The sequence below is a fragment of the Terribacillus halophilus genome (assembly GCF_900101385.1).
GTDB lineage: Bacteria > Bacillota > Bacilli > Bacillales > Amphibacillaceae > Terribacillus > Terribacillus halophilus.
The window spans coordinates 544,331-571,198 of record NZ_FMZB01000001.1; the positions used below are offsets into that span (position 1 = coordinate 544,331).

Below are 26,868 nucleotides of genomic sequence, written 5' to 3' on the forward strand. Positions count from 1 at the left end.
TCTTTTTATATGGAAAGACGTTTGCGTTGCTTAAAAATAGCGTGAACGTTATTATAAATAGAAACCGCTTTCATGGTTGGCGTGACATGGAAAAAATGATGACTGTAACGATAGAAGGAGGAGTCGTATGTCATATCAATATCCAGTATTACCAGATGCAGAAGCGTTTTACTTTGAAGGAAATAAAATAGGGATACTCGTATCCCATGGATTTACAGGATCTACCCAGAGTATGCGCCCGTTGGGAGAGGCTTATGCCCGGGCTGGCTATACTGTCTGCGGACCGCGGCTCGATGGACATGGGACGCACTATGAAGATATGGAACAAACTGCTTATAAGGATTGGATTACATCCGTTGAAGAGGGGTATCAGTGGCTAAAGGAGCGATGTGATACAATTTTTGTTACGGGCTTATCAATGGGTGGCACCCTGACTTTATATATGGCAGAGAATTATACGGATATCCGTGCAATCATTCCGATTAATGCCGCAATAACAGTGCCGTCGATGGAAAACGTAAACGAGCTGGAAAATGTAAGGTTTCTGGATGCCATTGGATCTGATATCAAAAATCCGGAAGTAAAAGAGCTCGCTTATGAAAAGACACCGGTCCAATCTGTGAAGGAAATACTGCAATTAATGGAAAAGGTGAAGGGGAATCTGTCCAAGGTTACCTGTCCGGCGCTGATTTTTGTGTCCGATGAGGATCACGTCGTTCCTCCATTTAATGCACAACTTATTTATGAGGGGATTGAGTCCGAAAGAAAATCGATATTTTCGTTGAAAAACAACTATCATGTCGCAACACTTGATCATGATCAGCAAGTTATCATCGATAAAACACTTGAATTCATTGCATCTAATCTATAGCTTTTTCTCCTTGTAGCTCGTTGCTGTTATCGGATAATAATCAACTTCCCTTCGCAATTTTGCAGGTATGCTTTCAATGAATTATCCCATAATAACAATGAATGTTTACCAATTGAGCAAAACGCTTGTTGAATGGGCAACCAGGCTGATAATATAGAGCGAATGGTTTCATTTAAGGAGGAATACATACATCATGGCACAGTCATTACAAGGAAAACGAGCTATCATTACAGGCGGTGGACGTGGTATCGGACGCGCCTTGGCAGAAGCACTAGCAGCAGAAGGTGCCCATATAGGCTTGATCGGCCGCTCGGAAGAACATGTAAAAGCAACGGCGGAAGGGCTTGATAACGTCAAGACAGCATATGCAGCAGCGGATGTTTCCAGCTTGGAAGATGTCACTGCAGCAATCGAAAAGGTGAAAGATGAACTTGGCGGAGTTGATATCCTTATCAATAACGCTGGTATCGCGAAGTTTGGCGGCTTCATGGATCTGGATCCAGCAGAGTGGAAACAGATCATCGATGTGAATTTGATGGGCGTATACAACGTCACGCGTGCCGTACTTCCGGGCTTGATCGAACAACAATCCGGCGATATCATCAATATTTCATCCACTGCCGGTCAAAAAGGTGCGCCTGCTACTAGTGCTTACAGCGCATCGAAGTTTGGCGTACTTGGCTTAACCGAATCTCTTGCGATGGAAGTGCGCAAGCATAACATCCGCGTAACAGCCCTGACACCAAGTACAGTGGCAACTGATTTGGCATATGAAAATAAACTGACAGATGGTAATCCTGACAAAGTCATGCAGCCAGAAGATATTGCCGAATTTGTCGTGGCACAGCTGAAACTGAACAGCCGCACATTCATTAAATCTGCTGGTCTATGGTCAACTAATCCATAAGATCACACTTTATTACGGGATATTCGATAATTTGTTATCGAATATCCCGCTTTTTTTATAGTCCTATGAAGCAGTCCGTGTACAAATATTTATCGACCAGACAGCCAAACAGGAAACATTGCTCGGCGCCTAATATAAAGGATTTTCCCATGGCAGTCCTGTCGGCGAAAATCGAGTATGGCCGTGGCATGTAGCCATATCCGTATTGATCGAGAAAAGCTATGATGAAAGACCAGTGTATTACCGCAGACTGCAGAAGAAGTAATCAAAAAGGCGAAAGCGAGTGTATCAAATTATATAAGATGAAATCCTTATACGAAGAGGGAAGCAGCAGCCGGACTGGGTATCATGTTGATCGTACACGAACGGAACATGAAACACTCCTAACAAAATGAATAGGAAGGATGGATTTTTCCAAGAATAATGCAGCCAGCTTGTTATGCTTCTAGTTGGTTAAGCTGGAAGTGCAGCAGTTTCCTGATAAACAAGATTGTAACTCCAAAAAACACCTCTGAAATAAGAAGAACCCTACAGATTAGGTTGAAATGCCCAATCTGTAGGGTTCTTTTGTGCTTTAAAGGCCGACGTAACGATAGGTATGATCTTATTCAAATAATGAGTCATGCCCTCATTCATCAGAAGAAAGCATGGAGACAACCTCTTGGGCAGCCTCTGCAATCAAAGCATCATCATAGCTTGCATCAGCTTCATCGCGGCTTGACATAATAGCCATTACAATTGGTTCGCTATCAGGCGGCCAAAGGATGGCAATATCGTTTCTCGTACCATAAGACCCTGCGCCGGTTTTATCACCGACTTCCCACTCTTTGGGAACACCAGCTTTAATGAGATTGTCGCCTGTCGTATTGCCTTTTAACCAATCAATAAGGAGCTGGCGATTTTCAGGAGAAAGACTGTCCTCTAATGTAAATGCCCGCAGGCTTTCTGCCAACGCTTTTGGGGTGCTGGTATCTTGTGTTTCACCTGGTTTTACATTATTTAATTCAGGCTCGATTCTTGCAGGTTCTGTCACTTGATCGCCGATATCCCGCAATGCTTGTTTAAGACCAGCTGGACCGCCGATTTCCTCAAAAATCAAATTGGCTGCAGTGTTATCGCTGTAACTGACAGACGCCTCAGCAAGCTCTTTTAACGTCATACCAGATTTCACATGTTTTTCGGTAATTGGATTGTAGTTCACCAAATCATCGCTGGTATACATGATCTTTTTATTGAGATCTTCCAGCGAGTTCTGCTGCAAAAGAACAGCTGCTGACAAAGCTTTATGGGTAGACGCAAAGCCAAATCGTTCATTTTCCCGATAAGCAACGGTTTTCCCGGAGCCAGTATCAACCGCATAGACACCCAGATGTGCGTCGTAAGTCTTTTCTAAATCAGCAAACGGCTCCTGGGTGCCTTCTGCAGCTTTAACGGAGGAACTTGTATCTGAACCACCATTCGTACTGCTGGAGCAGCCAGCCAGCAAACCAAAAGCGAATATTGCACTAAATAAGCAGGTTAAAATTTTCATTTTTCTTCTCCTTTTCGTATTTGGATTACAACTGTAGTCAATATTACATTTGTAATCCGGGACTGTCAACTGTAAAATAGAAGTTGGATGGATGAGAGGAGGAAAGGAAAGTGACTTTTGTTCAATTGCTGCTGGCATTGACATTATCATCTGTTACAATAGGAATCATTTTATTCATTCGACGGTTTTTTGCTGCGCATCTCGCACCAGCGTGGCGATATTATTTATGGTTTTTCGTGCTGGGATCTTTATTGCTTCCTTTCTTGCCGTTTAAGCGTTTTGGAACGGCAGAACCAATATCCGTGCAAAAAATGACTGGATATAATGCTGTGAATCATTCCATTTTATCTGGTACATCCCAAACTGGCTGGATGAATGATTTTGGAAGTTCAGTCACGCGTATAGATGTTTCCTTATTGGGCCGACTGATCAATTTTATTTGGATATCTGGTATTGTTATTGGTGTATTAGCAGTTTTCTTCACACTGAAGAAACTAATGAAGCTAGTAAGAAGTGCACATCCCATACGTGATGATGAAATAAACGAGCTTTTTCAGCTTTGCAAAGTACAGCTATCCATACGGAAAAAGATCAAGCTAAAACAGTCTTCTTCGGTTACCTCGCCATTCATTTTTGGACTGTTTCATACCTATCTGATTCTGCCAGCAACAGTTGAAAAAGAAGGTGTTTCAAGGGAATTAAAACATGTCCTGCTTCATGAATTACACCATTATAAAAGCAGACATGTGCATTGGAATTATCTCTTTTTACTGGCTCGAATCTTACATTGGTTTAATCCGCTCGTCTGGTATGCATGGAAGGAAATGCGACTGGACCGGGAAATTGCCTGTGATGCTGCTGTGATGCAATCCTTGAATAATGACGAAGAGAACTTGGATTATGGAAGGACAATCCTGCATTATGCTGAAAAATCGAAACAGCTGAGGCTAGATCAGCTTATCCATCCAATCATTAGCTCCAAGAGTCATCTGAAGCAACGGATTTTACATATAACACGCGGCAGCTTTCATGCACAGAAGCTCATTTGGAAGAGCGTGGCTATATTAATTGTCATGGGACTCGTTGTGACGATACAGGTGCCAGCCTTCCGTGCAGCAGCTTTCTCGGATGAGCAATATCATATCCAGGACAAAGATGTAGAGGAAGAGGATTTAAGCGCCTTTCTAAAGGGCGATAACAGCAGTTTCGTGTTATACAGCATGGAAAAAGACAAGTATTTTGTTCATAATAAAGAGCAGAGTGTTCAAAGAGTTTCTCCAAATTCCACTTATAAGATATATAGTGCTTTAACAGCTTTGGAAGCAGGCATCATCCAGCCTAAAGCTACTAATATGAATTGGGATGGAAGCCATTATGAATATGAGACTTGGAATCAAAATCAAGATTTGCAATCTGCGATGCGTAATTCGGTTACATGGTACTTCCAAAACCTCGATCAACAAGTCGGGGAGCAGACGATACAAAAGATGTTAGCAGCATACCATTATGGCAATGAGGATATATCAGGAGGAATAGAAGACTTTTGGCTGGAGTCATCCTTAAGGATTGCCCCATTTGAACAAGTGGAGCTGCTGCGTAATTTTTACCATAATAAATTCAACGCCGATCCTGAAAACATCAAGAAAGTCAAAGCATCATTGATGCTGGAGCAAAAACATGGAGCCGTACTTTATGGGAAAACTGGAACTGGCATCGTGAATGGTAAAGCAGCGAATGGCTGGTTCATTGGTTTTGTAGAAACAACATCGGACACTTATTTTTTCGCAACGAATTTAAGGGACGGAAATGCTACGGGAAGCAATGCAGCAGGAATCACACTAAGAATATTAAAAGAAAAGCAGATTTATCAATAGGAGAGTGGGGAAAATGGCGAAAAATGTTCCTAATATATCCGAATCAGAATGGGAAATAATGAAAGTGCTTTGGGAGAATGCGCCGCTGACAGCAAATGAGGTTGTGGAAGCTCTTGCTAAAGCGGACTGGAAGCCCAAAACGATACGTACATTACTGGATCGGCTGACGAAAAAGAAAGTTGTCGGTGTCAATAAAGAACATAGGGTATATTCCTTCTATCCGCTGTACGCTGAAAGTGAATGTCAGCGTGCCGAGGCAAAATCCTTTATCGATCGTATTTACGGTGGAACGATGAAGTCCATGCTGGCTCAGTTTATTGAAGAAGATGCCCTATCGGAGGAGGAAATGATGGAGCTCCGTCAGATGCTGGAGAAAAAAGGTAAATAACCCAAAGAAAAACAGCTCTCCAATCGGAGAGCTGTTTCCTTATTGTCCTGTTCTTTGACGGACAAGCTGTTCCACTTCATCAGCAGTGCTAAGAGCCAATGCTTCTTGGCTAAGTTCCTGCATGTCTGCTTTGGATAGCTTCGTGATTTGTGTTCTTGCTGGCAGGATACTTGTTGCACTCATGCTGAACTCATCAAGGCCAAGGCCGAGAAGAAGCGGGATTGCAATTGTATCGCCTGCCATCTCACCGCACATGCCAGCCCATTTTCCTTCTGCATGTGCTGCCTCGATGACATTATGCACAAGATTCAGGATAGCTGGGTGGTATGGCTGGTACAAGTAGCTTACGCGTTCATTCATGCGGTCAGCTGCCATGGTGTACTGGATCAAGTCGTTTGTGCCGACGCTGAAGAAATCTACTTCTTTCGCAAATTGCTTCGCAGCAACCGCAGTGGAAGGAATCTCCACCATGATACCGATTTCAATCGAATCAGAGACTGCTACGCCATCAGCAGTAAGCTTATCTTTTTCTTCCAGAAGGATCGCTTTTGCTTGGCGGAATTCTTCCAATGTCGCAATCATCGGGAACATGATTTTCAGATTTCCGTATACGCTTGCACGCAAGAGGGCACGAAGCTGCACACGGAAGATATCGTCACGCTCCAGGCAAAGGCGGATCGCACGGTAGCCTAGGAACGGATTCATTTCTTTCGGAAGCTGCAAGTAGCTAAGCTCCTTATCGCCGCCGATATCCAACGTACGTACTACGACAGGCTTGTCTCCCATGTTTTCGAGAACAGCTTTATAGGATTCGAACTGTTCGTCCTCACTAGGAAGCTCGCTTTTGCCCATATAAAGGAATTCCGTACGGTAAAGACCGACACCTTCGCCGCCATTGTTTTGAACGCCGGTAACGTCTTCTGGCGTACCGATGTTAGCAACAAGCTCTACATGAACACCATCCGTTGTAACGGTAGGTTCGTTCTTCAGCTTCGCCCATTCTTGCTTTTGCTGTTCGAAAGCTTCTTGTTTTGCTTTGTATGTTGCTAGTTCATCTTCTGACGGGTCGATGATGACATTTCCTTCCATGCCGTCAACAATAATCATAGTATCGTTGCCAGCAGAGGATGTGATCGACTTTGTCCCAACAACAGCAGGAATCTCAAGGGAGCGTGCCATGATCGCAGAATGGGAAGTACGTCCGCCTATATCTGTTGTAAACCCTTTCACAAACTGTTTGTTCAGCTGGGCTGTATCCGAAGGAGTCAGGTCCTCTGCAATAATGATAACTTCTTCATCTATGAGTGCAGGATCCGGGAAGGAAACCTGAAGCAAGTGCGCCATCACGCGTTTTGTGACATCCTGGATGTCAGCTGCTCGTTCTTTCATATATTCATTGTCCATGCTGCGGAACATGTCGATGAACATCGTAGCTGTCTCATCAAGAGCAGCTTCTGCATTGATGCTGTTATTGCGAATATTGTCTTTGACAGGATTGATCAGTTCAGGATCTGCCAAGACAAGCAAATGAGCCGAGAAAATCTCGGCGTGCTCGTCGCCAAGTGACACACGGGCATTCTCGCGGATTTTCTCCAACTCTTGTTTGCTGATCTCGAGGGCAGCATCCAAACGGCTGATCTCTTCTTCCGCATTCGCAACAGTCGTCTTATCGAAAGAGAGGTCTGGTACAGCCAAATGGTATGCTTTTGCAATCGCAATACCATTTGAAGCTGCAATTCCGTTTATCATGCTCATTGGAATTATTCTCCTAGGCCTTCGCTTTTGATTGTTTCCGCAATTGTGTTGACAGCTTCTTCTGCATCGTCGCCTTCAGCAGAGATGGTGATCTCAGCACCTTGTGGAATACCTAGGCTCATAACACCCATGATGGATTTAAGGTTAACGCTTTTACCATTGTATGCAAGCTGGATGTCGGATTTGAAACCGCCTGCTTTATTTACTAAGATTGTAGCCGGACGAGCGTGTACGCCAGTCTCATCTGTAATTGTCATTGTTTTTTCTGCCATGGTAAATACCTCCAAAGATTTTTTATGTGAATGCTTTCATTCTATTTATGTGAATGCTTTCATTCTATCTTATTTTATACTTTTCTTAGGTCTTTTTTCAATAGTCCTACAATAATAGCTGTGACAAAAGCACCGATAATGATGGAAAGGAAGTAAAGCAATGGGTTTCCCTCAACTAGACTTGCTGAGATTATTCCGCCGTGCGGTGCATTCAATCCGATTCCGAAGAATGCTGATAGACCGCCTGCTACTGCAGCACCAACCGCTGTCGCTGGAATGACACGAAGTGGGTCGGCAGCTGCGAATGGAATGACACCTTCTGAGATGAAGAATGCACCCAGCACATATGCTGTCTTACCAGTTTCTCTTTCCTGCTTCGTAAACTTGTTGCGGAATAGGGAAGTTGCCAGCGCAAGTCCAAGCGGCGGAACCATACCACCGGCCATAACAGCTGCCATGAATTCCAAGTTGCCTGCATCAAGCATTGCGATGCCGAATGTATAAGCTGCTTTATTGATTGGACCACCCATGTCAATTGCCATCATCGCGCCAAGGACGATTCCTACCAATACTAAATTCGTGCCTCCAAGACCTTCCAGGAAGTTAGAAAGTGCTACATAAACTTGCGTCAACGAAGGATTGATCAATAGCATGATCATACCTGTGACGAAAATGCTCAATACCGGGAAGAAGAGAATCGTCTTCAAACCTTCCAATACAGCAGGAAGACCGGATAGTGCCTTTTTGATGCCAAGTGTTACATAACCTGCAAGGAAACCGGCAATCAAACCGCCGAGGAATCCGGAACTTGTTGCGTCACCATGGCCATAAGTGACAGCAATTAAACCACCGATAGCACCAGGTGCGAAACCAGGTTTGTCAGCAATACTGCTGGAGATAAAACCGGCTAGTACAGGAACAATCAGGAAGAACGCTTGGCTGCTTCCAATTTCATTCAGCATTTCAGCAAAACGGCTGTCCGGGAACAATTCTCCGAATAGGATGCTGAGTGCGATCAGGATACCACCGCCGACAACGAATGGAAGCATGTTGGAAACACCATTCATGATGTGCTTGTAGAATCCGGAACGCTGTTCTTTTTTCTGACCGCCTTCTGCAGCTGCTTCTGAGCTGCGTCCGCCGCCATGATGGACTGGTGCATCTTGGGCAAGTGCTTTTTCAATCAGTTCTTTTGGTATTTTCAAGGCGCGCCCAACAGGAACCTGCAAGACGTGCTTACCTTCGAATGGGCTGAGGTCGACATTGACATCGGCGGCAACGATGATAGCTGTTGCTTCCTTGATGTCTTCCTCAGTCAGACGGTTCTTGATTCCGCCAGCTCCATTTGTCTGGACTTTGATCGGGACATCCATCTCCGCTGCTGTCTGCTTCAGCTTATCCGCTGCCATGAATGTATGGGCGATACCAGTAGGGCAGGCGGTGATGGCAAGTACTTTGCCCTGTGTGCCCGGGGCATCCTGTGCCGATTCCACTGCAGGGTTTTCCTGCTCTTCTTCCTCACCTAGCTCTTCTTTTTCCTTGGCATCGATGATGGTCATGATTTCTTCTTCTGTTTCCGCATTCTCAATGTTTGAGCGGAATGTACTGTCCATCAAAAAGGAAGAAAGGCGAGACAACGTTTCCAAATGTGTCTGGTTGGCACCTTCTGAAGCCGCAATCATGAAGAATAGGTGAGACGGCTGTCCATCGAGCGCTTCATAATCCAGACCTTCCTTGGAGCGGCCGAATGCAATGGCCGGCGTTTTGACGGCCGCCGATTTACCATGTGGAATGGCAATCCCTTCGCCGATTCCTGTAGTGGATTGTGCTTCACGCGCAAGGATGGCTTCTTTGAATCCTGTTTTATCGTTCAGTTTGCCTGCTTCATCCAGCTTGGAAACAAGCTCTTCGATGACATCCGCTTTTGATTGGGAATCCAGCTGCAAAATGATAGTATCTTTGGTTAAAAGTTCTGTAATTCGCATAAGTAGCACCCCTCTTAGATAGATGTGAGATTGACTTGGCTGACTAGTTTTTCTATATATTGTCTATCGCCAAGGTCGTCACTGAAAGCTGTAGCACTTCCTGCTGCCACTGCATAGGTGAACGCTTGCTCATAATCGCCTGATTTTTCATATGCGGCCAAAAATCCCGCCACCATACTGTCGCCTGCACCGACGGAGTTTTTCACCGTACCTTTTGGCGTCTGTGCCTTCCAAGCGTGATCTTTGTTTACAAAGACAGCACCTTCACCGCCCATCGATACGATAACATTATCGATGCCTGTTTCATGCAGTTTCCGTGCGTAGCTGACGATTTCTTCTATCGAAGAAATCGTTGTGTCGAAAAGCTCACCAAGTTCATGATGGTTCGGCTTGACGAGGAACATGCGCTTGCCGATTAAATCCCGAAGCGCGGCGCTTGAAGTATCCGCGATGAATCTCGTTCCATTCTCTTCGCAAATATCTGCCATCCTTGCGTAAATATCTGCCGGTACGGAGCCAGGCGCATTGCCTGCTGCTACGAGAGCATCATGTTTACCGAGGCTTCTGATTTGTTCGAAAAGCAGGGCAAGCTGTTCTGTCGTGATGGATGGTCCTGGTCCGTTAATTTCCGTTTCGGTACCTGATTTCAGTTTTACATTGACACGTGTTGGTTCATTTATTTCAATGAATTGATGTGCAATGCCGGCACTTTCCAGTGTTTCGCGGATAAAGGCGCCGGTAAAACCACCAATATATCCTAAAGCCGTCGTATCCACATCCAGTCGCTTCAGTAAACGGGAAACATTGATTCCTTTCCCCCCGGCGAAATAGGCTGTCTGGGTGGCACGGTTCAAATCTCCTGCCTCAAAACCGTCCACGTGCATGATGTAATCGATGGATGGGTTCAGTGTACAAGTGTAATTCATGAGTCCACAACCTTTATTGATGTCAGTTTCTTGTAAGCAGTCAGTTGTTTCGAACTGGCATGATCGACGACGAGCTTGGCGTCTGTCAAATCAGCTATATGTGCAAAAGTAGTCTTATCCAGCTTGCTTCGATCAGCTAATACGAAAGACTCGTTCGATCGAAGCAATGCCTGCCGTTTGATGGCGGCTTCTTCTGGGTCTGGCGTTGTATAGCCATTTTCTGGATGGACGCCGTTTGTCCCGAGAAAACATTTATCAAAACGGTATTGGGAGAGTGCTGTCATCGCACCCCTGCCGATCAAAGTTCTCGTTTTATCCTTTACTAAACCGCCGGTTACATACACGGTGATGTCCTTTTCATAAAGCGCCTCCAAATGGGTCAAACCATTTGTGACGACGGTTACATTTCTGCCTGTTAAGAACGGAATCATCTGATATGTCGTAGTGCCGGCATCCAGGAAGATGCATTCATCTTCTCCGACAAGACTTGCAGCATAGGCAGCAATCAATTGCTTACCAGACTGGTTTTGCGTTTCTTTTTCGGTATAGCTCATTTCGTAGCTTAATGAAGACACAGTCGTTGCGCCGCCATGGACACGTTGAAGCAGCTTCTGCTTTTCCAATTCAATTAAATCTCGGCGTATTGTCGAGACGGATGCGCCTGTCGATTCCACGAATTCAGGAATCGTGACAACGCGCTGTTCTAGCAGCATCTGCAGGATCATTTCCTGCCGCTCAGGTGTAAGCATTTCCATTACCTCCTCCTGAACTTATCTACACTATAAAGGAAACGGTTTCACGTTGCAACCAAAAAACTTCAAAAAACATCATAAAAATTCATATTTCTTAAAAAACGTTCAATCTTTTGTTAGAACTTGTCGATAGGACAAGAACATCTTGCCAATTATCTGACACGTGTGCTACAGTTGACGTAGGTATTTGCCGTTATAGGAGGTGCTGGGATGCAGACAGCTTTAGTAGTTCTATTAATAATCGATGCCATTGCGCTTATTGCGCTAGTCCTTTTACAATCCGGTAAGAGTGCAGGTCTGTCCGGGGCGATATCCGGTGGAGCTGAACAATTGTTTGGAAAGCAGAAGGCCCGTGGTTTGGACTTGTTCCTCCATCGTGCAACAATCGTTACAGGAGTCATTCTTTTTGCATTGACATTCCTTTTGGCGTACGTCTTGCAATAATCGAATAGTCAATTCCATCCCTCGTCACAACTTCTGTGGTGGGGGATTATTTATTCCCGAGGAAGGGAAAACTAGTCCGGAAATCTACTATATAAATAGTCATACAGGGGAGATACATATGGTCACAATGAAACAGCCAGAGCCGTTCACATTCGAGGGGAAAGGAGATCGCGCTGTTCTGCTGCTGCATGGCTTCACTGGTCATTCTGCTGATGTAAGGATGATGGGGCGTTTTCTTGCCGGCAAAGGATATACCGCTCATGCACCAATCTATCGCGGACACGGGCAAACACCTGATGATATCGTTGCCTCCAATTCTGATGAATGGTGGGAGGATGTACAGGCTGCCTATCAGTACCTGAAGGATCAAGGATATGCCAAAATCGCTGTAGCTGGTTTGTCACTTGGCGGGGTACTCAGCTTGAAACTTGCTTATTCCTATCCTGTTAGAGGAGTCATCACAATGTGTTCGCCTATGTTTTTCGATAACGAAACCCAATTGAACAAAGGGTTCAAACTATATGCGAGACAACATAAACAATTACAAGGAAAAGATAATCAGACTATCGAAAAGGAATTAGAAGAGCTGATGGAGGCGCCGGCAACTGCGGATATGTTCCAGCGTCTGGGGACTTTCATCACGGATGTAAGCAAGCACGTGGATGAAATATACACCCCTCTTTTCGTAGTTCAAGCGACAGAAGATCAAATGATCAATACGGACAGTGCCAATTATATTTATGAAAAAGCGGAGTCCGATTTCAAGGAGATCAAGTGGTACGAGAACTCTTCCCACGTGATTACGATGGGAAAAGAAAAAGAGCAGCTGCATGAAGATGTGTATCAGTTTCTCGAATCGCTTGATTGGGAATAGTTCATACTAGATGAAAAAAGCCGAAAAGAAGGTGAAGCAATAATGGACGAAATCAAGCAGAAGATATTGAATTATTTTAAAGAAAATGCAGAAAAGCCGTTAACAGTCGAAGAGATTGAGAAGCAATTGGAACTGGATGAAGCAAGTGAATTCTCAGTTCTTGTTAAAGGACTCAATGAATTGGAAGCAGAAGGACAGCTCGTTCGGACGAGAAGCAATCGCTTCGGATTGCCTGAAAAACTCAATCTTGTACGTGGGAAGATTCAAATGCATGCCAAGGGATTTGCTTTCCTCATACCAGATGAAGAGGGTGTGGATGATGTTTATCTCCACTATAGCGATCTGCAGTCTGCCATGAATAATGATACGGTACTTGTACGGATCGAGAATCAGGCAGAGGACGGGCAGCGTCGTGAAGGACAAGTCGTCCGGATCCTGGAGCGGGCAATAGCGGAAGTTGTCGGTACATATGAGGATAACGGTCGGTTCGGTTTCCTGATCGCCGATGACAAACGGATACCGAATGATATCTTCATACCGCGAGGGGCTTCCGGCGGAGCGACAGACGGCCATAAAGTAATTGCCAGAATCACGAAATATCCGGAAGGGCGAATGAGTGCAGAGGGAGAAGTCATCCAGATACTTGGTCACAAAAACGACCCAGGTATCGATATACTTTCCATCATCTATAAGCATGGCATTTCTACTGAGTTCCCTCACAAAGTATTGGAACAAGCAGCGAATACACCGGATACAATTAATCCTGATGAAATAGAAAACCGTCGGGATCTCAGGGATCTGATGACTGTGACGATTGATGGTGCTGATGCGAAGGATTTGGATGATGCCGTCGCTGTCAGCCGTCTGGAAAACGGGAACTATCGTCTTGTCGTTTCCATTGCGGATGTGTCCTATTACGTGGAAGAAGGCTCTCCGATAGATGAAGAGGCTTTGGAGCGGGCAACGAGTGTGTATTTGGTCGACAGGGTGATCCCGATGATCCCGCATCGTCTTTCCAATGGAATTTGTTCCTTGAATCCACAAGTTGATCGGCTTACTTTGACTTGTGATATGCAGATCACTCCTCAAGGGGAAGTGGTGGAACATGAGATTTACCAAAGTGTCATCAAGACGAATGAACGGATGACATATGGCGACGTGAACCGGATTTTACTAGAGGATGATCAAGAGCTGAAAGCCCGTTATTCAGAACTTGTCCCGATGTTCCAGCAAATGGAGGATCTAGCCGCAATCCTTCGTAAAAAGCGGATGGACAGAGGAGCAATCGACTTCGACTTCCCGGAAGCAAGGGTTGCAGTCGATGAAGAAGGAAAAGCAATCGATGTTATTCTTCGGGAGCGGTCTGTTGCAGAGAAGCTGATCGAGGAATTCATGCTCGCTGCCAATGAAACGGTGGCAGAGCATTTCCACTGGTTGGATGTTCCATTCATTCATCGGATCCACACTGATCCGGATCCAGATAAATTACAGCATTTCTTCGAATTCATCACGAGCTTAGGCTATACAGTCAGAGGGTCATCTTCGGATATCCATCCGCAGACCTTGCAAAAGATCGTGGAACGGGTAAGGGGCACGCAGGAAGAAATGATCATCAACCGCCTGATGCTGCGTTCGATGCAGCAGGCGAAATATGACCCGCAAGGCTTGGGGCATTTCGGGTTGGCGACGAAATTCTATACACATTTCACCTCTCCGATCCGCCGTTACCCGGATTTGATCGTACACCGATTGATTCGGACGTATATCGTCAACAATCAGCTGGATAAAAAGACACAAGATCATTGGAAAGAACGGATGCCTGAGATCGCGAGACAGTCTTCGGAACGGGAACGTGCTGCTGTCGATGCAGAGCGGGAAACAGACGATCTGAAGAAAGCCGAGTACATGCAAGATAAAATCGGTGAGGAATTCGATGGCGTCATCAGTTCAGTCACTGGCTTTGGATTGTTTGTCGAGTTGCCGAATACGATCGAGGGTCTGGTACATGTCAGTTATCTGACAGATGACTTCTACCATTTCGATGATAAGCGCTATGCAATGATTGGAGAGAGGACCGGCAACCAATTCCGAATCGGAGATGAAATCACAGTCCGTGTAGTGAAAGTGAATATCGAGGAGCGTGTCATCGATTTTGAAGTGGTCGGCATGAAACCGCGGAAGCCACGTGAAAACCGTGATCGTCCCACTATTATCAAAGCTGAAAAGAAAAATAAACCCGGTGATCATCGTCCGCCGAAAAATAAAGGAAAGCGGAAGCCGCCGGCAAGAGGGAAGAAAAGCAAGAAGCGCAATACGAGGAAAAGACCATAAATTAAATGCCCCGACCATACGGTCGGGGCATTTATTATCTGATATATCTTCCGTAAATGAGCCAAGGATCATCGTCTTTGGTAAAACTGTCACGAAAGACTGCCGGTATATTGAAAGCCGTCTCAGGTAAGACGTCCAGCTGTGGAACGAGCTGCTTACCGGATTGCTGTAGATAATGAAAGACAGCAGCCCACAAGCCATCCTGTTCAAACACATCTGGCCAGAAATATTGGATTTGGGCTATGTCCCTGCCTTTAAAGTCTTCTTGGATCACCATGATACGACTTGCATCAGTATTGCGGAATACGGACAAGTTCTCGATGTACGCATCTTCTAAAATGGCAGAAGCATAAGGAATAGGGAAATATGCTTCGTATGGATAGAAGGCCAGTGCTACCTCTTTGGCTGCTTGTTCGATTGCATCACGCTTCGCCTTCGTTCCTTCAATTGGCAGCCACGGTGCGGCAGCAGGAACCTTAACCTTCCCTGGATCCTCCATCACCAGACTAATAAAGTGACTGTCCGAATGCATATCGAGCTTGTCCAGTACCCGCTGTGCAGGAAGGTTGGACTTGCGGGTGATGGCACCAAGCCAATTCATCCTTGGGTCTTGTTCACAATAGGCAATGATATGCTTCAGTAAAGCTGTCGCATTTCCTTTGGATTGATAGCGGATATCACTGCGCAATCTGCCTAAAATACCGTTTCCGTTTGGCAAACGGAATACTCCTGCCACTGCTGCGAGCCCTTCCTCCGTCATCAGACCGAACAGGGATTGAGCTGGGTTTTCAATCAGCTTAGGGAAAATGTTGAGCACATAATCGTCCTCGATACCAGTTTGCATATCAAGCACTGCCCGGTAATCATCCATCGTCAATTGTCTTATCGTCGTCATCTATGTACACCTGACCTCTCAATCGGGATGCTTATCCATACCCGTTTCAGTATAGGAATCGTTAGGATTATCATACAATTTCTGATAAAATAAAGCTCGTAGTTAGGAGGAAGAAGTCTATGGCTAAAGGACAAGGTAAAGTACTCGCACAGAATAAGAAGGCCAATTTCGATTACGCAATCGAAGAGACGATCGAGGCTGGTATCGTCTTGCAAGGTACCGAGATCAAATCAATCCGTGCCGGCCGGGTGAACTTAAAAGATAGTTTTGCCAGAATCGACCGCGGCGAAGTCCGTATCATCAATATGCATATTTCACCTTATGAACAAGGAAACCGATTCAACCATGATCCAACACGGACAAGGAAGCTGCTATTGCACCGCAAGCAGATCGACAAACTGATCGGCCAGACACAGCAGCAAGGTTATTCCCTGGTACCGATTAAGCTCTATATCAAGGATGGGTTTGCAAAAATCTTGCTTGGCGTCGGTAAAGGGAAAAAGAAATACGATAAACGGGAAGATCTCAAGCAGAAGCAAATGAAACGCGATGTAGACCGCGCTATGCGTGATCGTGATTACTGAACTTGCATTTCCTGATAAAGATGATATAATAGAACTTGTCTGGGATTTGATTTAATCCTAAGTGATCGGGTTACTTCCTGTAGCCCCCATATCATGGGGACGTTACGGATTCGACAGGGATAGTTCGAGCTCAGGCTGCGTGTCGAGGTTACGGCTCGTAAAACGTTACGCCTAAATATAACTGGCAAAACTAACAACAACTACTCTCTAGCAGCTGCGTAAGTAGCACTGGAGGATCCTTGCTGCTATCGCCCATGTGGCAGATTCGAGGGTCTCAAACTTAAGTGGGCTACGCCATCATCCTCCGCTTGCGGATGATCGGAAGAAGACAATCAAGCTAGCCTCGCTGAAAGCCTGTCGTTAGGCCGAAGCGTGTGCGAACTATAATATGACGACTACACACGTAGATGCCTGAGTGCCGTTATCTTTGGACGTGGGTTCGACTCCCACCGTCTCCATCCTTACATACGGATGGAAGAGAAAGCTTCGGAATGCTGATTTCAGTATTTCGGAGCTTTTTTATTTTACTGATTTTCCCTTTGGATATTATGGGGTTTATTGGCAGTGAATAATGTAAGACGAGGAAATGTCTTTTTTTGTTGCATATTGTGATACTTCATTAAAATAGAGGTGAAAAAATGAAAGCAATTCTATGCAGAAAACACGGATTTCCAGACATACTGCAGCTTATCGACGTTGACAAGACTGTACTAAAGGCAGAGAAGTATTGGTGAAAATTAAAGCTTTCTCCATCAATCAAATAGGGAGCTCATCATAGGAAACAAGTGCAGCGCAGTGTGGAAACGCATCATATGCTTTGATTGCCACTTTTTCACCGGATTGGCAAGTATAGACGCCCATTTGCGGTATCCCTTGTCCGGTCCTGTATTCTCGTGTTTCATTACTCATCCTGTACGCCTCCCATAAACATTTACAGCTTATCCCTTCCCGTTATGCTTTACTCTAAACAGACTCGGATTATATATGGGTCGAGCAAACCATATACCTTTCTAAAAGGGCATCAAGGGGATACAATTAAAATTAGCTGCATGGTTAAGCTTAAGCTACAAAGAATCTTGAATAGAATGGAGTAACAACAAATGGCTGAAACATATATTACATTATCAACCGGAGAAAAAATCGTTACAAAAGCATCGGAAGAGCAGATATTGCAGCATATCACCAATGATCAAGGCATGATGAATAAGTCATTTATCGTGATTGGGGACGTACATATCGCGACAGCGCATATAGTCAAAATTGAAACGCTGGATCAGACAGGTGAGATGGAAGATCTTATTCATTTTGACCAAGCTGATCAAACTGAGAGTACTTATCCAAAGGATGAAGAGGAAAGCAAGACGCAAGATCGATTCGAACTGCTGGAGCAGGAGCTTCGGGAAGCAATGCAGACACGTGATATCTTTTTATTGGATACGCTCTTGCATGATGACCTTGTCTTCATCAATCACGAAGGCAGCTATCTGACGAAGGAAATGGACTTGGAAGCACATCGGACACTTGATGTCCGCTTTACGGAAGTATCGTGTAAAGATTTGCAAATAAAAACGACCAAGGACGGCGCTGTGACGATATCCCAGATCCATTTACAAGGGCAAGCCGGAGACGAGAAGATCAATGGCGACTATATCTATACACGCGTATGGCAGCTGATCGGAGATCAATACCAAGTTATTGCCGGACATTGTTCGATGCTGTGAAGCAGGTGCATCTGGTCATTTTTTGCATAAACTATTGGTGTCTTGCCTAACAGGTGAATATGGCATTGTCACGTGTGTGAGAGTGGTATACAATACAGGTTGGGGCACGCTGCATTTGCAGCGGCTAATACAGTAATGAGGGATTATATGATGAATGTGAACACGCTTGGGAAAGACTTAAAGCAGTTTGTAGAAGCTAATGATGTACTGATAGAAGCGCCACTTGCAGATTACACATATACGAAGGTGGGCGGGAAAGCGGATGTACTCGTTTTTCCACGGAGTTACACACAAATTGAACAGATTGTTGCCTACACGAAAGAATATGTAGTGCCGCTGACAATCCTCGGTAATGCATCAAATGTCATCATCCAGGATGGCGGATTGCGCGGGGTGGTCATGATCCTGACGAAACTGAATGAAGTCAAGGTAGCGGGCAACAGAATTACAGCTCAATCAGGTGCAGCTATAATCGATGTTTCCAGAATGGCACTGGATGCCAGCCTGACTGGCTTGGAGTTTGCCTGCGGCATTCCTGGCTCCATCGGCGGAGCATTGTATATGAATGCTGGTGCATATGGCGGAGAAGTGAAGGATGTATTGGAGCAGGTAGTTGTCATTACCGATAGCGGTGAGCGCAAAGTGATGACAAGTGAGGAGCTGGAGCTTAGTTATCGTACCAGCATCCTGCAAAAGAATTCTTACATCGCTGTAGAGGCAACATTCGTGTTGGAGGAGGGTGACCAGACGGCAATAAAGGCGAAGATGGACGAATTGACGTTCCTTCGTGAGTCGAAGCAACCGCTGGAATACCCTTCCTGCGGCAGCGTCTTCCAGCGTCCTCCGGGTCACTTTGCCGGGAAGTTGATCATGGATGCCGGCCTGCAGCTGACACGAATTGGCGGTGTAGAGGTTTCTGGTAAGCATGCTGGTTTCATGGTGAACGTAGCCAATGGCACAGCATCGGATTATATCAATCTGATCAAACATGTGCAGGAGACAGTTAAAGAGAAATTCGGTGTCAGTTTGCACCGGGAAGTGCGGATCATAGGGGACTCTCCTGAGGAATGACATAAGTACATCACTTTGATTAGTGATGTGCTTTTTTTATAGGAAAGGGGGAGGTAGATTGCTTCCATATACTTGTCCATGCTGCGGATATAAAACACTGGATAGTGACGGGGGATATGATATATGTCCGATTTGCTTCTGGGAAGATGATCCGTTTCAAAAAGAGCATATGTATGAAGATGGCGGTGCCAACACTGTCTCGCTCATAAAGGCGCAAAAGAATTACAGTGAATTTGGAGCTTGTGAAAGACACGTTATCCAGTACACTAGAAAACCTGTTAAAGGTGATAAGAAAGATCCGGGCTGGCGGCCTATAGAGGATGCTTCATACCAAATCAAGCTGGTATGTGATGATTTTAGAGAGGGTAACATCACCATAGATCAACTTGAAAATCGGTTATCCGAATGTGACGCACCAGTTCGGTTGGAAGCAGTTCTTGATAAAGCAAGGCAAGAAATTGACACGATCAGGTTCTGCACATCGGCTTTTCAACAGAAGAAGTGATGCCAGTCTTGGATCAACTGCTTGCCGTTTTACAGAGGTACGCAATAGAAAAAGGATAGACGAACATAATTGTTCATCTATCCTTTGTTTTTCTCGGATTGATTAAACTTCTTGTGGAAGTGCAATTCCGAGGCCGTCTGCAACGCGTTGGCCCCATTCTTTATCTGCTTTATAGATATGACCTAGTTGGCGTTCCAAAATGTCTTTTCTTGTAACAGGTTTCATCGCATCAACGAAGTTCTGTACAAGGCGAGTTTTTTCATCGTCAGTCATAAGACGGTAAAGATCTCCAGGTTGTGTGTAGTGATCGTTTTCGTCATAAGCGACGCTGTCAGCTTGTCCGGAAACTTCAAATGGCGCCATCTTGCTTGCTGGGTCTTCTTTTGGACCGTTTAAGCTGTTCGGCTCATAATAAACGCCGCTTCCGCCATTATCATCGAAACGCATTTGACCATCACGCTGATAGTTGTTCACTTCGTTTCGTGCACGGTTGATCGGGAGTGCTTGGTGGTTGGCACCTACACGATAACGGTGAGCATCGTGGTAAGCGAACAGACGGCCTTGAAGCATCTTATCAGGAGATACTTCGATACCTGGTACAAGTGTTCCTGGAGAGAACGTAGCTTGTTCCACTTCCGCGAAGTAGTTCTCAGGGTTGCGGTTCAATACCATACGGCCGACTTCGATTAGCGGGTAATCTTTTTGAGACCATACTTTTGTTACATCAAATGGATCGAAGCGGTATGTGTTCGCATCTTCAAGCGGCATGATTTGAACATAAAGCTTCCATTCAGGGAAATCGCCATTTTCGATTGCGTTGAACAGATCCTCTGTATGATAATCAGGATGTTCACCAGCAACTTTTGCAGCAACAGCCGGATCCATGTTTTTAACGCCTTGCTGCGTCTTGAAGTGATATTTCACCCAGAAACCTTCGCCTTTTTCGTTTACCCATTTGAATGTATGGGAGCCGAAACCGTGCATATTACGCAACGTTGCAGGGATACCGCGGTCGGACATAAGGATTGTAACTTGGTGCAGGCTCTCTGGAGAAAGAGACCAGAAATCCCATACCGCATCAGGGTTTTTTAAATGTGTCTGCGGATGTCTTTTTTGTGTATGGATGAAGTCTGGGAACTTGATCGCATCGCGGATGAAGAATACAGGTGTATTGTTACCGACTAGATCATAGTTACCTTCTTCTGTATAGAACTTAACAGCGAAACCACGGGGGTCACGCACTGTGTCAGCAGAACCTAGTTCACCAGCTACTGTTGAGAAACGGATGAACATATCAGTTTTTTTACCAACCTCTGAAAGGAAGGCTGCTTTTGTATATTTGGAAACATCATTGGTAACTTCGAAGTAACCATGTGCACCGGCACCTTTAGCGTGTACAACACGTTCAGGGACGCGTTCACGGTTGAAGTGTGCTAGTTTCTCAAGTAAATGCACATCCTGGATCAGTGTAGGTCCACGTGAGCCAGCTGTTTGTGAATTCTGGTTATCGCCAACTGGAGCTCCCCAGCTTGTAGTCAATTTTTTATCTGCCAAGAAAATCACCTCATAATATGTAGTGTTTAGTAAAGCTAACAATATAGTAACATCTTTTTATTAAAAATCAATACTTAATTATAATAATTATAAACTTATTTGCGAAGTCATTAAAAAGGATAAACCAGCTAGAAAGCCAGTTTACCCTTATCAATGGAATGATACCGTTTTCAAATAGTTTATAAAGAAGCTACCCATGTGATTAATGCACACCCTATTATACTACCGCTGATTAACAAATTCGTTTTCCACATTGGCACCCCTCCTCCGATACTTTGAGTCTATCAAATAGTGAAAGGGTTTTCAATATGAAAAGAAGCCCAGTTATTGGTATTGGGGCGCTTTTGTCTGCTATATCCCGGTGTAATTGTCTTTTTGGAGTCACGTGCATAACCATGATGCCGAAGCTTGCGGCAATCGGGTATACGTTTGAACTTGGCTTCATTCTCACATGTCCATTTACCAAGCAGTGCACACAAACATTCCTTCCGTTTGGCTGCGGTTAAGGATGATATGTATCGCAAAATGGATAAGCTGATCACCCTCATTATGCATGCTTGTCATTGGGCTGTTAAACGGTGAGTCCATTTATGAAGCAAAGGGGGAGATTTTCGGGGCTGTAGAAGTACTTCGATCAGAGCATATCTTTTTGTTATGGCGGAACACCCGTTGTTTATGAAAGAAACGGTTTTGTGTGAGGCGTTTTCCTATTTTTACTTCGATATTCAATTGTTCCAGTAAAGCCTTCTATTCATTTGGGTGCTGCAGTCTTTTCTCAAGTAGGGATAGAAACTGAGATTGAACAACACTATTACAATCCTTCGCAGCATGTCCCCATCGGTAAAAACACAGCACAGGCGAGCATAGTGGTCGAATACGCATATCTATTTTCTTTTTCGTGGTTTCAAAGAAAAAAGAGCTGCACGGGCAGCTCTTACAGATGGTTATTATAAGCAGTTGTCAAATTCTCCACAATTTCTTCCACATCGTAGCCTTCAATTTGCTCACGAGGAATGAAGTGAACCAATTCTCCATCATGCATCAATGCGACGGATGGGGAGGATGGCGGCTGATCCGTGAAGTATTCACGCATTTTTTCAGTTGCTTCCTTATCCTGTCCTGCAAAGACAGTTACAAGATGTTCTGGTTTTTTTGCGTTCTGTAAGGATTCCCTAACGGCGGGACGTGCTAGCCCTGCTGCACAGCCGCAAACAGAATTGACGACGACCAAGGTACTGCCTTTAGTCTGTTTTACATAGTTTTCAACCTGTTCTGCGTCAGTCAGCTCCTGGAATCCTGCTTGTGTCAGTTCGTCCCTCATCGGCTGGACGATACCGCGCATGTATTCTTCATATGCATTCATTTAGTGTTCCTCCTTTTGTTTGGCTGCTTCCGTCATTTGTTTCCAGACGGACCCCTTTGCTGCTTCTCCGCCGGCAATCCGTTCGATGGCCATATTCAGCTGCAGCTTCACTTCAAATTCTGTTTCTTGCCTTGCTGCTTTTTCAAGGATAGGCAGGCTTTCGCTATCCCCAAGCTCATAAAGGAACATCGCGGCCCGCCAGCGGACAATCCGATTCGAATCGGCAAGTGTCGCTTCCATAGCCGGTGTTGCCTCCTTGAACCCGAGATCGGAAAGGCAGTCGCCAGCCGTACGGCGGACTGTCACGACTTTATCCTGCAAGGCGCGATAGAGTAAAGGCAGGACAGCTTTGTTTTCTATCATACCAAGATAGGCAGTGGCCAGTCGGCGAATGGACGCTTTTGGATCCTGTAATGCTTTATCAAGGAAAGCAAGATACTCGATATCCGGCTCCAATTCATCCAATGCACGATAGCGTACACGCCAATCCTCTTCTTCCCAGACAGCCATCGTCGGCGACTTTCGTTCAGGCAGCGGGGCTTGAGGATTTTTGGCGCGGGTAACGAGTTCTTTCAGACGTTCTGGACTGTAGCTTGCCAGCAGTTCCTCATAGATATCCTGACCGACTTGCTCCGGGTCACCGTATCGGGGATACTGTTCTTCCCATTTGCGGGCAAAAACAATATTATCGTCCCCAGCGGCTTCCATTGCTGCTTCGGTAAACAAAGCCGGAAGTCCGACCCGCTTCTCTTGATCTTCAAACAGAAGCTTGATTTGCATCGGTACACCGTAGATCGTCTGAATCTGGACATCTACCTGTCCAAAATGCGGTTCCTCGCTGCCTGCTTCTGCTGCTGCGTCTGGATTCCTCTCCCCGAAGGCTGCGCGAACAGCAGGAAGGATCGTTTCCCAGGCTGCTTTTGGACTTCGTTCCAGAGCAAGGAAGTCTGCGACGCGATAAATCCCTTTGACACCTTCGATTTGGAATAGTGCTTGGATATAGTCCGGATCGGCAGAGGTGATCGTTTCTTTTTTATAATCGAAACTGTTGCCCATCGGCAGCATATCATCCACAACGATCTTCATCGAGTATGGACTTGGGGTAGGCTCGATAGTCACGATTTTCATCGTATTCCCCCTATACACAATAATCATTTTCTTCCTATAGACTATATCACAGATAAGGTAAAAGTTGCGACAATGCGGCTCTCCGGCTGGCGCCTGTGTTTTAGCTGCCTTTTGGTTATCTTTAGATCTGATGTAGTATATAAATGAGCGATACTTTAAAAGCATATTCGGGCGCATTACCCGAGCCTGAAACCGCCAAAAATCATAAAAGCACGATTGCATGGAAATCAGAACAGAAAAAAGCACCCTTGTCCGTGATTTATGGGGGTCTTATTTTCTCTTCGTGAACTATTCCACTACAACAGCTAAGGGGTAATCTTACTAGCAAACTGCAAGATTAAAATTAATAAGCATCTATTTGGCGGCTGCTACAGTAAAAAGGTGAACGTAACTTGAGTTTTGAAGTGGCACAGTGACATTGTAGGAGTTAAAAGGTAAGGCTATTGCAGTTTTTGTTTAAAGTATCGATGCTACTTCAAATTAAGCCTTGTTAGAGTCTTTTGCCTTATTACCTATTTATTGTACTATGTATAATTGCTTTAATATGGTCGCTCTTTCCGAAGCATAATAGAGTTAGCAAAAATAAATAGAACAAAGAAACCACAAAGTTTAAGTAAATCACTCCATATCCAGTCGATATCTTCCCCACGCAACATAATTGCATTTAGTGCATGGGTGGCAAAAGAAAGCGGCATGATGTTGGCTACTGCTTTTACCCATTGCTCGCCGCCGGCTAAATCAAATAATCCGCTGAATAAAATTTGGGGTACCAAAAGAATTGGAATGAATTGAATAAGCTGAAACTCATTTTTAGCAAAGACGGATAACAGTAATCCTAACGCTAGAGCAATACAAGCAATGATTAAGGAAACAATGGTCAAAAGTAGCAAATCTCCTTCAAGTGGAACATCTAAAACATAAATAGCAAACACTTCGATGATGAAAGCTTGACAAGCAACAAAAGGTAAGTAGCCTAAAAAATAACCAATCAACATATAAGATCTTCTGATTGAGGTTGCTAAGCTGCGCTCTAATGTACCAAATGTACGTTCACGTAAAAAGCTCACACCGGAAGTGATGAAGACGTAAAGAAAGATAAAGAATCCCATTAACGCAGGACCGACTTCCTCAAATGCAGATAGATTTTCACCACCATACATATATTCTGTATGAACAGGTATTTTTTGATTATCGGTTTCGTTTTGTTGTTCGAGTTTGTCTGTAATTATATGATATGCAGCGTTTCTTTTCGCGTTTTCCGTACCTTCAATAATAATTTCATATGCATTTCCTTCTGGAAATACAAATGCGTCTAGGTTTCCTTCTTTCATCTGAGCTAAGGCAGTAGCCTTTGAGCTGTAGTTTTCCCAACCCTCTGTTTTAAAAGATCCATCTCCTACAGTTCCGATTCGTATCTCAGCACTCCCTGCATTCAATGCACTATATAATAAGAACAGTACAAGCATTGGGGCTGCAAACATCATCATCAGTGTACGTTTATCTCTAAATAGCTGCATTCCTATACGCTTTGCAATCATGAAGGATCTCATGCTTGTGCCTCCTTTAAGAAAGCATTATCAACAGAGCCATAATGTTGAATTAATTTCTTCGGAGTACCAGCGTCAGATAGCCTTCCATTTCGCATAAATAATAATCGATCACAGGCTTCGGCTTCGTCCATCAAATGTGTGGAAAGCAATAGTGTTTTGCCTGATTTCTTAAGACGTTGGAATTCCTGCCAAAACTCTATTTTTAATTTTGGATCAATACCAACTGTCGGTTCATCTAAAAGTAGAATATCAGGGTCATGTATAAACGCAATGGCTAAACTTAATCTACGTTTCATCCCACCTGAGAAGTGAGTTATTTTCCTTTTTCTTACATTATTTAAATCTACGAAAATAAGTAGCTGTTCTACCCTTTCCCTTAGTTTTTCCCCTTTTAGCCTATGAAGAGATCCGAAGTAGAGTAAGTTTTCTTCGGCTGTTAATTCACCGTATAGGGCATCATTTTGTGCCATATAACCTATGTACTTGCTTACTTCTAATGTTGGTTGTAACTTTTCCTTTATCTTTATCTGACCAGATTGAACTTTTATAATGCCAGCAAGTGCACGGAACATTGTTGTTTTCCCAGAGCCACTTGGTCCAATCAAGCCAACTAATTCTCCTTGCTTAACTGTACAGGTTATATCAGTTAGAATGTTATGCTTTCCTTTTCCTATCGTTACTTGCTTTAAAGTGATCATAACGCTCCTCCTCATTCAACAGTTGTTATATAAAATACATTTGATTCATGTATAATTATGGAATAGCAAGAAGAGAGGTTCAATTCACAAAAAAGAGTAACTGTTAATAAAACAACAAATTTAAGAATATGTCTAGTCAGGGGGAATATTAAATGACTGCAGCAGATCTGAGAGTAAAGAAAACCTTATTAGGAATAGAAAACAGTTTTCTTGAACTTTTAAAATTAAAGGATTTTAATAAAATAACCATCCAACAAATTGCAGACCGCGCGATGATTAATAGAGCTACATTTTACTTACATTACATTGACAAGTTCGATCTTTTGGAAAAGTTAATTCAAAAACGTATGGACAGGATACTTAACATATATCGACCTGCCGCTCATCTTGCAGAGGGTATTTTATATAAGGATTGCTTCTTAAACACAATAAAGTATGTGTTTCAGCTTGTTGAGGAAGACAGTGAATTTTATGAGTTGCTAATTAAACGAGATGAGGTAGAAAACTTAAAGCATAGATTTGAATCGGCTATCCTACATGTCTTTCAAGAACGTTTTCGAGAACTCTTCGGTCAACGAGCGTTGCCTTTGCCCAGAGATATTCTACTGACCTTCCTGAGTGCTGCCATCAGCAGTATGCTATATTGGTGGGTAGCAAACAATAAGCCTTATACACCGGAACAGATGGCTTCATTTATTGTTCAATTAAGTACCAACGGACCTATCAAAGGGGTGGGTATTGGATTAGCTCCTTAAAATCCATGTACACCTATAAACTAAATCCGTAAGTCTGATTTTCTCTGTAATGAAAAGCTGCCGATGATTTCTGCAGCTATAAGTAGTCATAATTTCATTCTTAGCTTTCATGATCTTCGTTATAAAAAGTTCTC

The 26,868-nt window shown here is 44.2% G+C and carries 24 protein-coding genes, 1 other RNA gene and 1 pseudogene; 13 read left to right on the forward strand and 13 right to left on the reverse strand.

What is annotated here, in order from left to right; translation table 11 throughout:
• Positions 1-127: 127 nt before the first annotated feature.
• Positions 128-871 (forward strand): alpha/beta hydrolase, encoded by a 744-nt coding sequence (locus BLQ53_RS02555; RefSeq protein WP_093725673.1) that lies wholly within the window; start codon positions 128-130, stop codon positions 869-871.
• A 193-nt stretch (positions 872-1,064) separates the two neighbouring features.
• The gene (locus BLQ53_RS02560; protein WP_093725675.1) at positions 1,065-1,778 is read left to right on the forward strand and encodes a 3-ketoacyl-ACP reductase; all 714 of its coding nucleotides are present in this window, start codon (positions 1,065-1,067) and stop codon (positions 1,776-1,778) included.
• Positions 1,779-2,406: 628 nt separating this feature from the next.
• Here BLQ53_RS02560 and bla read toward each other — a convergent pair.
• The gene (gene bla, locus BLQ53_RS02565) at positions 2,407-3,309 is read right to left on the reverse strand and encodes a class A beta-lactamase (RefSeq protein ID WP_093725677.1); all 903 of its coding nucleotides are present in this window, start codon (positions 3,307-3,309) and stop codon (positions 2,407-2,409) included.
• Positions 3,310-3,419: 110 nt separating this feature from the next.
• Here bla and BLQ53_RS02570 point away from each other — a divergent pair, with 110 nt between their 5' ends.
• Together BLQ53_RS02570 and blaI are read left to right on the forward strand one after the other, a co-directional pair.
• Positions 3,420-5,183, forward strand: coding sequence for a BlaR1 family beta-lactam sensor/signal transducer (locus BLQ53_RS02570; RefSeq protein ID WP_093725679.1), 1,764 nt, complete (start codon positions 3,420-3,422; stop codon positions 5,181-5,183).
• A 13-nt stretch (positions 5,184-5,196) separates the two neighbouring features.
• Complete coding sequence (blaI, locus tag BLQ53_RS02575; RefSeq protein ID WP_093725681.1) at positions 5,197-5,571, forward strand: penicillinase repressor BlaI; 375 nt, start codon at positions 5,197-5,199, stop codon at positions 5,569-5,571.
• A 39-nt stretch (positions 5,572-5,610) separates the two neighbouring features.
• Here the strand turns inward: blaI and ptsP are convergent, their stop codons facing one another.
• The 5 genes from ptsP to BLQ53_RS02600 all read right to left on the reverse strand — a co-directional run bounded on the left by ptsP (position 5,611) and on the right by BLQ53_RS02600 (position 11,258).
• Positions 5,611-7,326: a phosphoenolpyruvate--protein phosphotransferase gene (gene ptsP / locus BLQ53_RS02580; protein ID WP_093725683.1), complete on the reverse strand. Its 1,716-nt coding sequence runs from the start codon at positions 7,324-7,326 to the stop codon at positions 5,611-5,613.
• 5 nt (positions 7,327-7,331) lie between these two features.
• Positions 7,332-7,598, reverse strand: coding sequence for a phosphocarrier protein HPr (locus BLQ53_RS02585; protein WP_038564763.1), 267 nt, complete (start codon positions 7,596-7,598; stop codon positions 7,332-7,334).
• Positions 7,599-7,672: 74 nt separating this feature from the next.
• The gene (locus BLQ53_RS02590) at positions 7,673-9,583 is read right to left on the reverse strand and encodes a PTS fructose transporter subunit IIABC (RefSeq protein ID WP_093725685.1); all 1,911 of its coding nucleotides are present in this window, start codon (positions 9,581-9,583) and stop codon (positions 7,673-7,675) included.
• Positions 9,584-9,597: 14 nt separating this feature from the next.
• Entirely contained in the window at positions 9,598-10,509 is a 912-nt protein-coding gene (gene pfkB / locus BLQ53_RS02595) for a 1-phosphofructokinase (protein WP_093725687.1), read from the reverse strand.
• Positions 10,506-11,258, reverse strand: a complete 753-nt coding sequence (locus tag BLQ53_RS02600; RefSeq protein WP_093725857.1) for a DeoR/GlpR family DNA-binding transcription regulator — start codon at positions 11,256-11,258, stop codon at positions 10,506-10,508. The genes pfkB and BLQ53_RS02600 overlap by 4 nt, the downstream gene beginning before the upstream one ends.
• Before the next feature lie 213 nt (positions 11,259-11,471).
• On the opposite strand from BLQ53_RS02600, the gene secG reads away from it, so the two are divergent.
• The 3 genes from secG (at position 11,472) to rnr (ending at position 14,910) form a co-directional block, all read left to right on the forward strand.
• Complete coding sequence (gene secG, locus BLQ53_RS02605) at positions 11,472-11,705, forward strand: preprotein translocase subunit SecG (protein WP_093725689.1); 234 nt, start codon at positions 11,472-11,474, stop codon at positions 11,703-11,705.
• 118 nt (positions 11,706-11,823) lie between these two features.
• The gene (locus tag BLQ53_RS02610) at positions 11,824-12,579 is read left to right on the forward strand and encodes an alpha/beta hydrolase (RefSeq protein WP_093725691.1); all 756 of its coding nucleotides are present in this window, start codon (positions 11,824-11,826) and stop codon (positions 12,577-12,579) included.
• 42 nt (positions 12,580-12,621) lie between these two features.
• Positions 12,622-14,910, forward strand: a complete 2,289-nt coding sequence (gene rnr, locus BLQ53_RS02615; protein WP_093725693.1) for a ribonuclease R — start codon at positions 12,622-12,624, stop codon at positions 14,908-14,910.
• Between the two features lie 34 nt (positions 14,911-14,944).
• On the opposite strand, the gene BLQ53_RS02620 is transcribed toward rnr, so the two are convergent.
• Positions 14,945-15,805, reverse strand: a complete 861-nt coding sequence (locus BLQ53_RS02620) for a GNAT family N-acetyltransferase (protein ID WP_093725695.1) — start codon at positions 15,803-15,805, stop codon at positions 14,945-14,947.
• Between the two features lie 119 nt (positions 15,806-15,924).
• Between BLQ53_RS02620 and smpB the strand changes: the two genes are divergently transcribed.
• Together smpB and ssrA are read left to right on the forward strand one after the other, a co-directional pair.
• Positions 15,925-16,389, forward strand: a complete 465-nt coding sequence (smpB, locus tag BLQ53_RS02625; RefSeq protein WP_093725697.1) for an SsrA-binding protein SmpB — start codon at positions 15,925-15,927, stop codon at positions 16,387-16,389.
• Positions 16,390-16,484: 95 nt separating this feature from the next.
• Positions 16,485-16,850, forward strand: a transfer-messenger RNA (tmRNA) gene (gene ssrA / locus BLQ53_RS02630).
• Positions 16,851-17,145: 295 nt separating this feature from the next.
• Here the strand turns inward: ssrA and BLQ53_RS18825 are convergent.
• Positions 17,146-17,298 carry a hypothetical protein gene (locus tag BLQ53_RS18825; protein WP_170829553.1) on the reverse strand — a complete coding sequence of 51 codons (153 nt, stop codon included), beginning with the start codon at positions 17,296-17,298 and terminating at the stop codon, positions 17,146-17,148.
• Positions 17,299-17,489: 191 nt separating this feature from the next.
• On the opposite strand from BLQ53_RS18825, the gene BLQ53_RS02635 reads away from it, so the two are divergent.
• From BLQ53_RS02635 to BLQ53_RS19100, 3 genes and pseudogenes are all read left to right on the forward strand, one after another.
• On the forward strand, positions 17,490-18,110 hold the full coding sequence (locus BLQ53_RS02635; RefSeq protein ID WP_093725699.1) for a nuclear transport factor 2 family protein: 621 nt from the start codon (positions 17,490-17,492) through the stop codon (positions 18,108-18,110).
• 150 nt (positions 18,111-18,260) lie between these two features.
• Positions 18,261-19,181 carry a UDP-N-acetylmuramate dehydrogenase gene (murB, locus tag BLQ53_RS02640; RefSeq protein WP_139180835.1) on the forward strand — a complete coding sequence of 307 codons (921 nt, stop codon included), beginning with the start codon at positions 18,261-18,263 and terminating at the stop codon, positions 19,179-19,181.
• 25 nt (positions 19,182-19,206) lie between these two features.
• Positions 19,207-19,497, forward strand: a pseudogene (locus BLQ53_RS19100) (CPCC family cysteine-rich protein); the annotation flags it as partial.
• 291 nt (positions 19,498-19,788) lie between these two features.
• On the opposite strand, the gene katA reads toward BLQ53_RS19100, so the two are convergent.
• The 5 genes from katA to BLQ53_RS02670 all read right to left on the reverse strand — a co-directional run bounded on the left by katA (position 19,789) and on the right by BLQ53_RS02670 (position 25,979).
• Positions 19,789-21,240, reverse strand: coding sequence for a catalase KatA (katA, locus tag BLQ53_RS02650; RefSeq protein WP_093725705.1), 1,452 nt, complete (start codon positions 21,238-21,240; stop codon positions 19,789-19,791).
• Between the two features lie 934 nt (positions 21,241-22,174).
• The gene (locus BLQ53_RS02655) at positions 22,175-22,603 is read right to left on the reverse strand and encodes a BrxA/BrxB family bacilliredoxin (RefSeq protein ID WP_093725707.1); all 429 of its coding nucleotides are present in this window, start codon (positions 22,601-22,603) and stop codon (positions 22,175-22,177) included.
• Positions 22,604-23,731, reverse strand: coding sequence for a conserved virulence factor C family protein (locus BLQ53_RS02660; protein ID WP_093725709.1), 1,128 nt, complete (start codon positions 23,729-23,731; stop codon positions 22,604-22,606).
• Positions 23,732-24,270: 539 nt separating this feature from the next.
• Positions 24,271-25,281, reverse strand: a complete 1,011-nt coding sequence (locus tag BLQ53_RS02665; protein ID WP_093725711.1) for an ABC transporter permease — start codon at positions 25,279-25,281, stop codon at positions 24,271-24,273.
• On the reverse strand, positions 25,278-25,979 hold the full coding sequence (locus BLQ53_RS02670) for an ABC transporter ATP-binding protein (protein WP_093725713.1): 702 nt from the start codon (positions 25,977-25,979) through the stop codon (positions 25,278-25,280). The genes BLQ53_RS02665 and BLQ53_RS02670 overlap by 4 nt, the downstream gene beginning before the upstream one ends.
• 152 nt (positions 25,980-26,131) lie before the next feature.
• Between BLQ53_RS02670 and BLQ53_RS02675 the strand changes: the two genes are divergently transcribed.
• Complete coding sequence (locus BLQ53_RS02675) at positions 26,132-26,734, forward strand: TetR/AcrR family transcriptional regulator (protein WP_093725715.1); 603 nt, start codon at positions 26,132-26,134, stop codon at positions 26,732-26,734.
• The last annotated feature ends 134 nt before the right edge of the window (positions 26,735-26,868 follow it).

Excerpts from the sequence above, each read along its gene's own strand:
- BLQ53_RS02555 (WP_093725673.1), top strand. The coding sequence starts at position 128 with ATGTCATATCAATATCCAGTATTACCAGATGCAGAAGCGTTTTACTTT.
- BLQ53_RS02560 (WP_093725675.1), top strand. The coding sequence starts at position 1,065 with ATGGCACAGTCATTACAAGGAAAACGAGCTATCATTACAGGCGGTGGA.
- bla (WP_093725677.1), bottom strand. The coding sequence starts at position 3,309 with ATGAAAATTTTAACCTGCTTATTTAGTGCAATATTCGCTTTTGGTTTG.
- blaI (WP_093725681.1), top strand. The coding sequence starts at position 5,197 with ATGGCGAAAAATGTTCCTAATATATCCGAATCAGAATGGGAAATAATG.
- ptsP (WP_093725683.1), bottom strand. The coding sequence starts at position 7,326 with ATGAGCATGATAAACGGAATTGCAGCTTCAAATGGTATTGCGATTGCA.
- BLQ53_RS02585 (WP_038564763.1), bottom strand. The coding sequence starts at position 7,598 with ATGGCAGAAAAAACAATGACAATTACAGATGAGACTGGCGTACACGCT.
- BLQ53_RS02590 (WP_093725685.1), bottom strand. The coding sequence starts at position 9,583 with ATGCGAATTACAGAACTTTTAACCAAAGATACTATCATTTTGCAGCTG.
- pfkB (WP_093725687.1), bottom strand. The coding sequence starts at position 10,509 with ATGAATTACACTTGTACACTGAACCCATCCATCGATTACATCATGCAC.
- BLQ53_RS02600 (WP_093725857.1), bottom strand. The coding sequence starts at position 11,258 with ATGCTTACACCTGAGCGGCAGGAAATGATCCTGCAGATGCTGCTAGAA.
- secG (WP_093725689.1), top strand. The coding sequence starts at position 11,472 with ATGCAGACAGCTTTAGTAGTTCTATTAATAATCGATGCCATTGCGCTT.
- BLQ53_RS02610 (WP_093725691.1), top strand. The coding sequence starts at position 11,824 with ATGGTCACAATGAAACAGCCAGAGCCGTTCACATTCGAGGGGAAAGGA.
- rnr (WP_093725693.1), top strand. The coding sequence starts at position 12,622 with ATGGACGAAATCAAGCAGAAGATATTGAATTATTTTAAAGAAAATGCA.
- BLQ53_RS02620 (WP_093725695.1), bottom strand. The coding sequence starts at position 15,805 with ATGACGACGATAAGACAATTGACGATGGATGATTACCGGGCAGTGCTT.
- smpB (WP_093725697.1), top strand. The coding sequence starts at position 15,925 with ATGGCTAAAGGACAAGGTAAAGTACTCGCACAGAATAAGAAGGCCAAT.
- BLQ53_RS18825 (WP_170829553.1), bottom strand. The coding sequence starts at position 17,298 with ATGAGTAATGAAACACGAGAATACAGGACCGGACAAGGGATACCGCAA.
- BLQ53_RS02635 (WP_093725699.1), top strand. The coding sequence starts at position 17,490 with ATGGCTGAAACATATATTACATTATCAACCGGAGAAAAAATCGTTACA.
- murB (WP_139180835.1), top strand. The coding sequence starts at position 18,261 with ATGAATGTGAACACGCTTGGGAAAGACTTAAAGCAGTTTGTAGAAGCT.
- BLQ53_RS02655 (WP_093725707.1), bottom strand. The coding sequence starts at position 22,603 with ATGAATGCATATGAAGAATACATGCGCGGTATCGTCCAGCCGATGAGG.
- BLQ53_RS02660 (WP_093725709.1), bottom strand. The coding sequence starts at position 23,731 with ATGAAAATCGTGACTATCGAGCCTACCCCAAGTCCATACTCGATGAAG.
- BLQ53_RS02665 (WP_093725711.1), bottom strand. The coding sequence starts at position 25,281 with ATGAGATCCTTCATGATTGCAAAGCGTATAGGAATGCAGCTATTTAGA.
- BLQ53_RS02670 (WP_093725713.1), bottom strand. The coding sequence starts at position 25,979 with ATGATCACTTTAAAGCAAGTAACGATAGGAAAAGGAAAGCATAACATT.
- BLQ53_RS02675 (WP_093725715.1), top strand. The coding sequence starts at position 26,132 with ATGACTGCAGCAGATCTGAGAGTAAAGAAAACCTTATTAGGAATAGAA.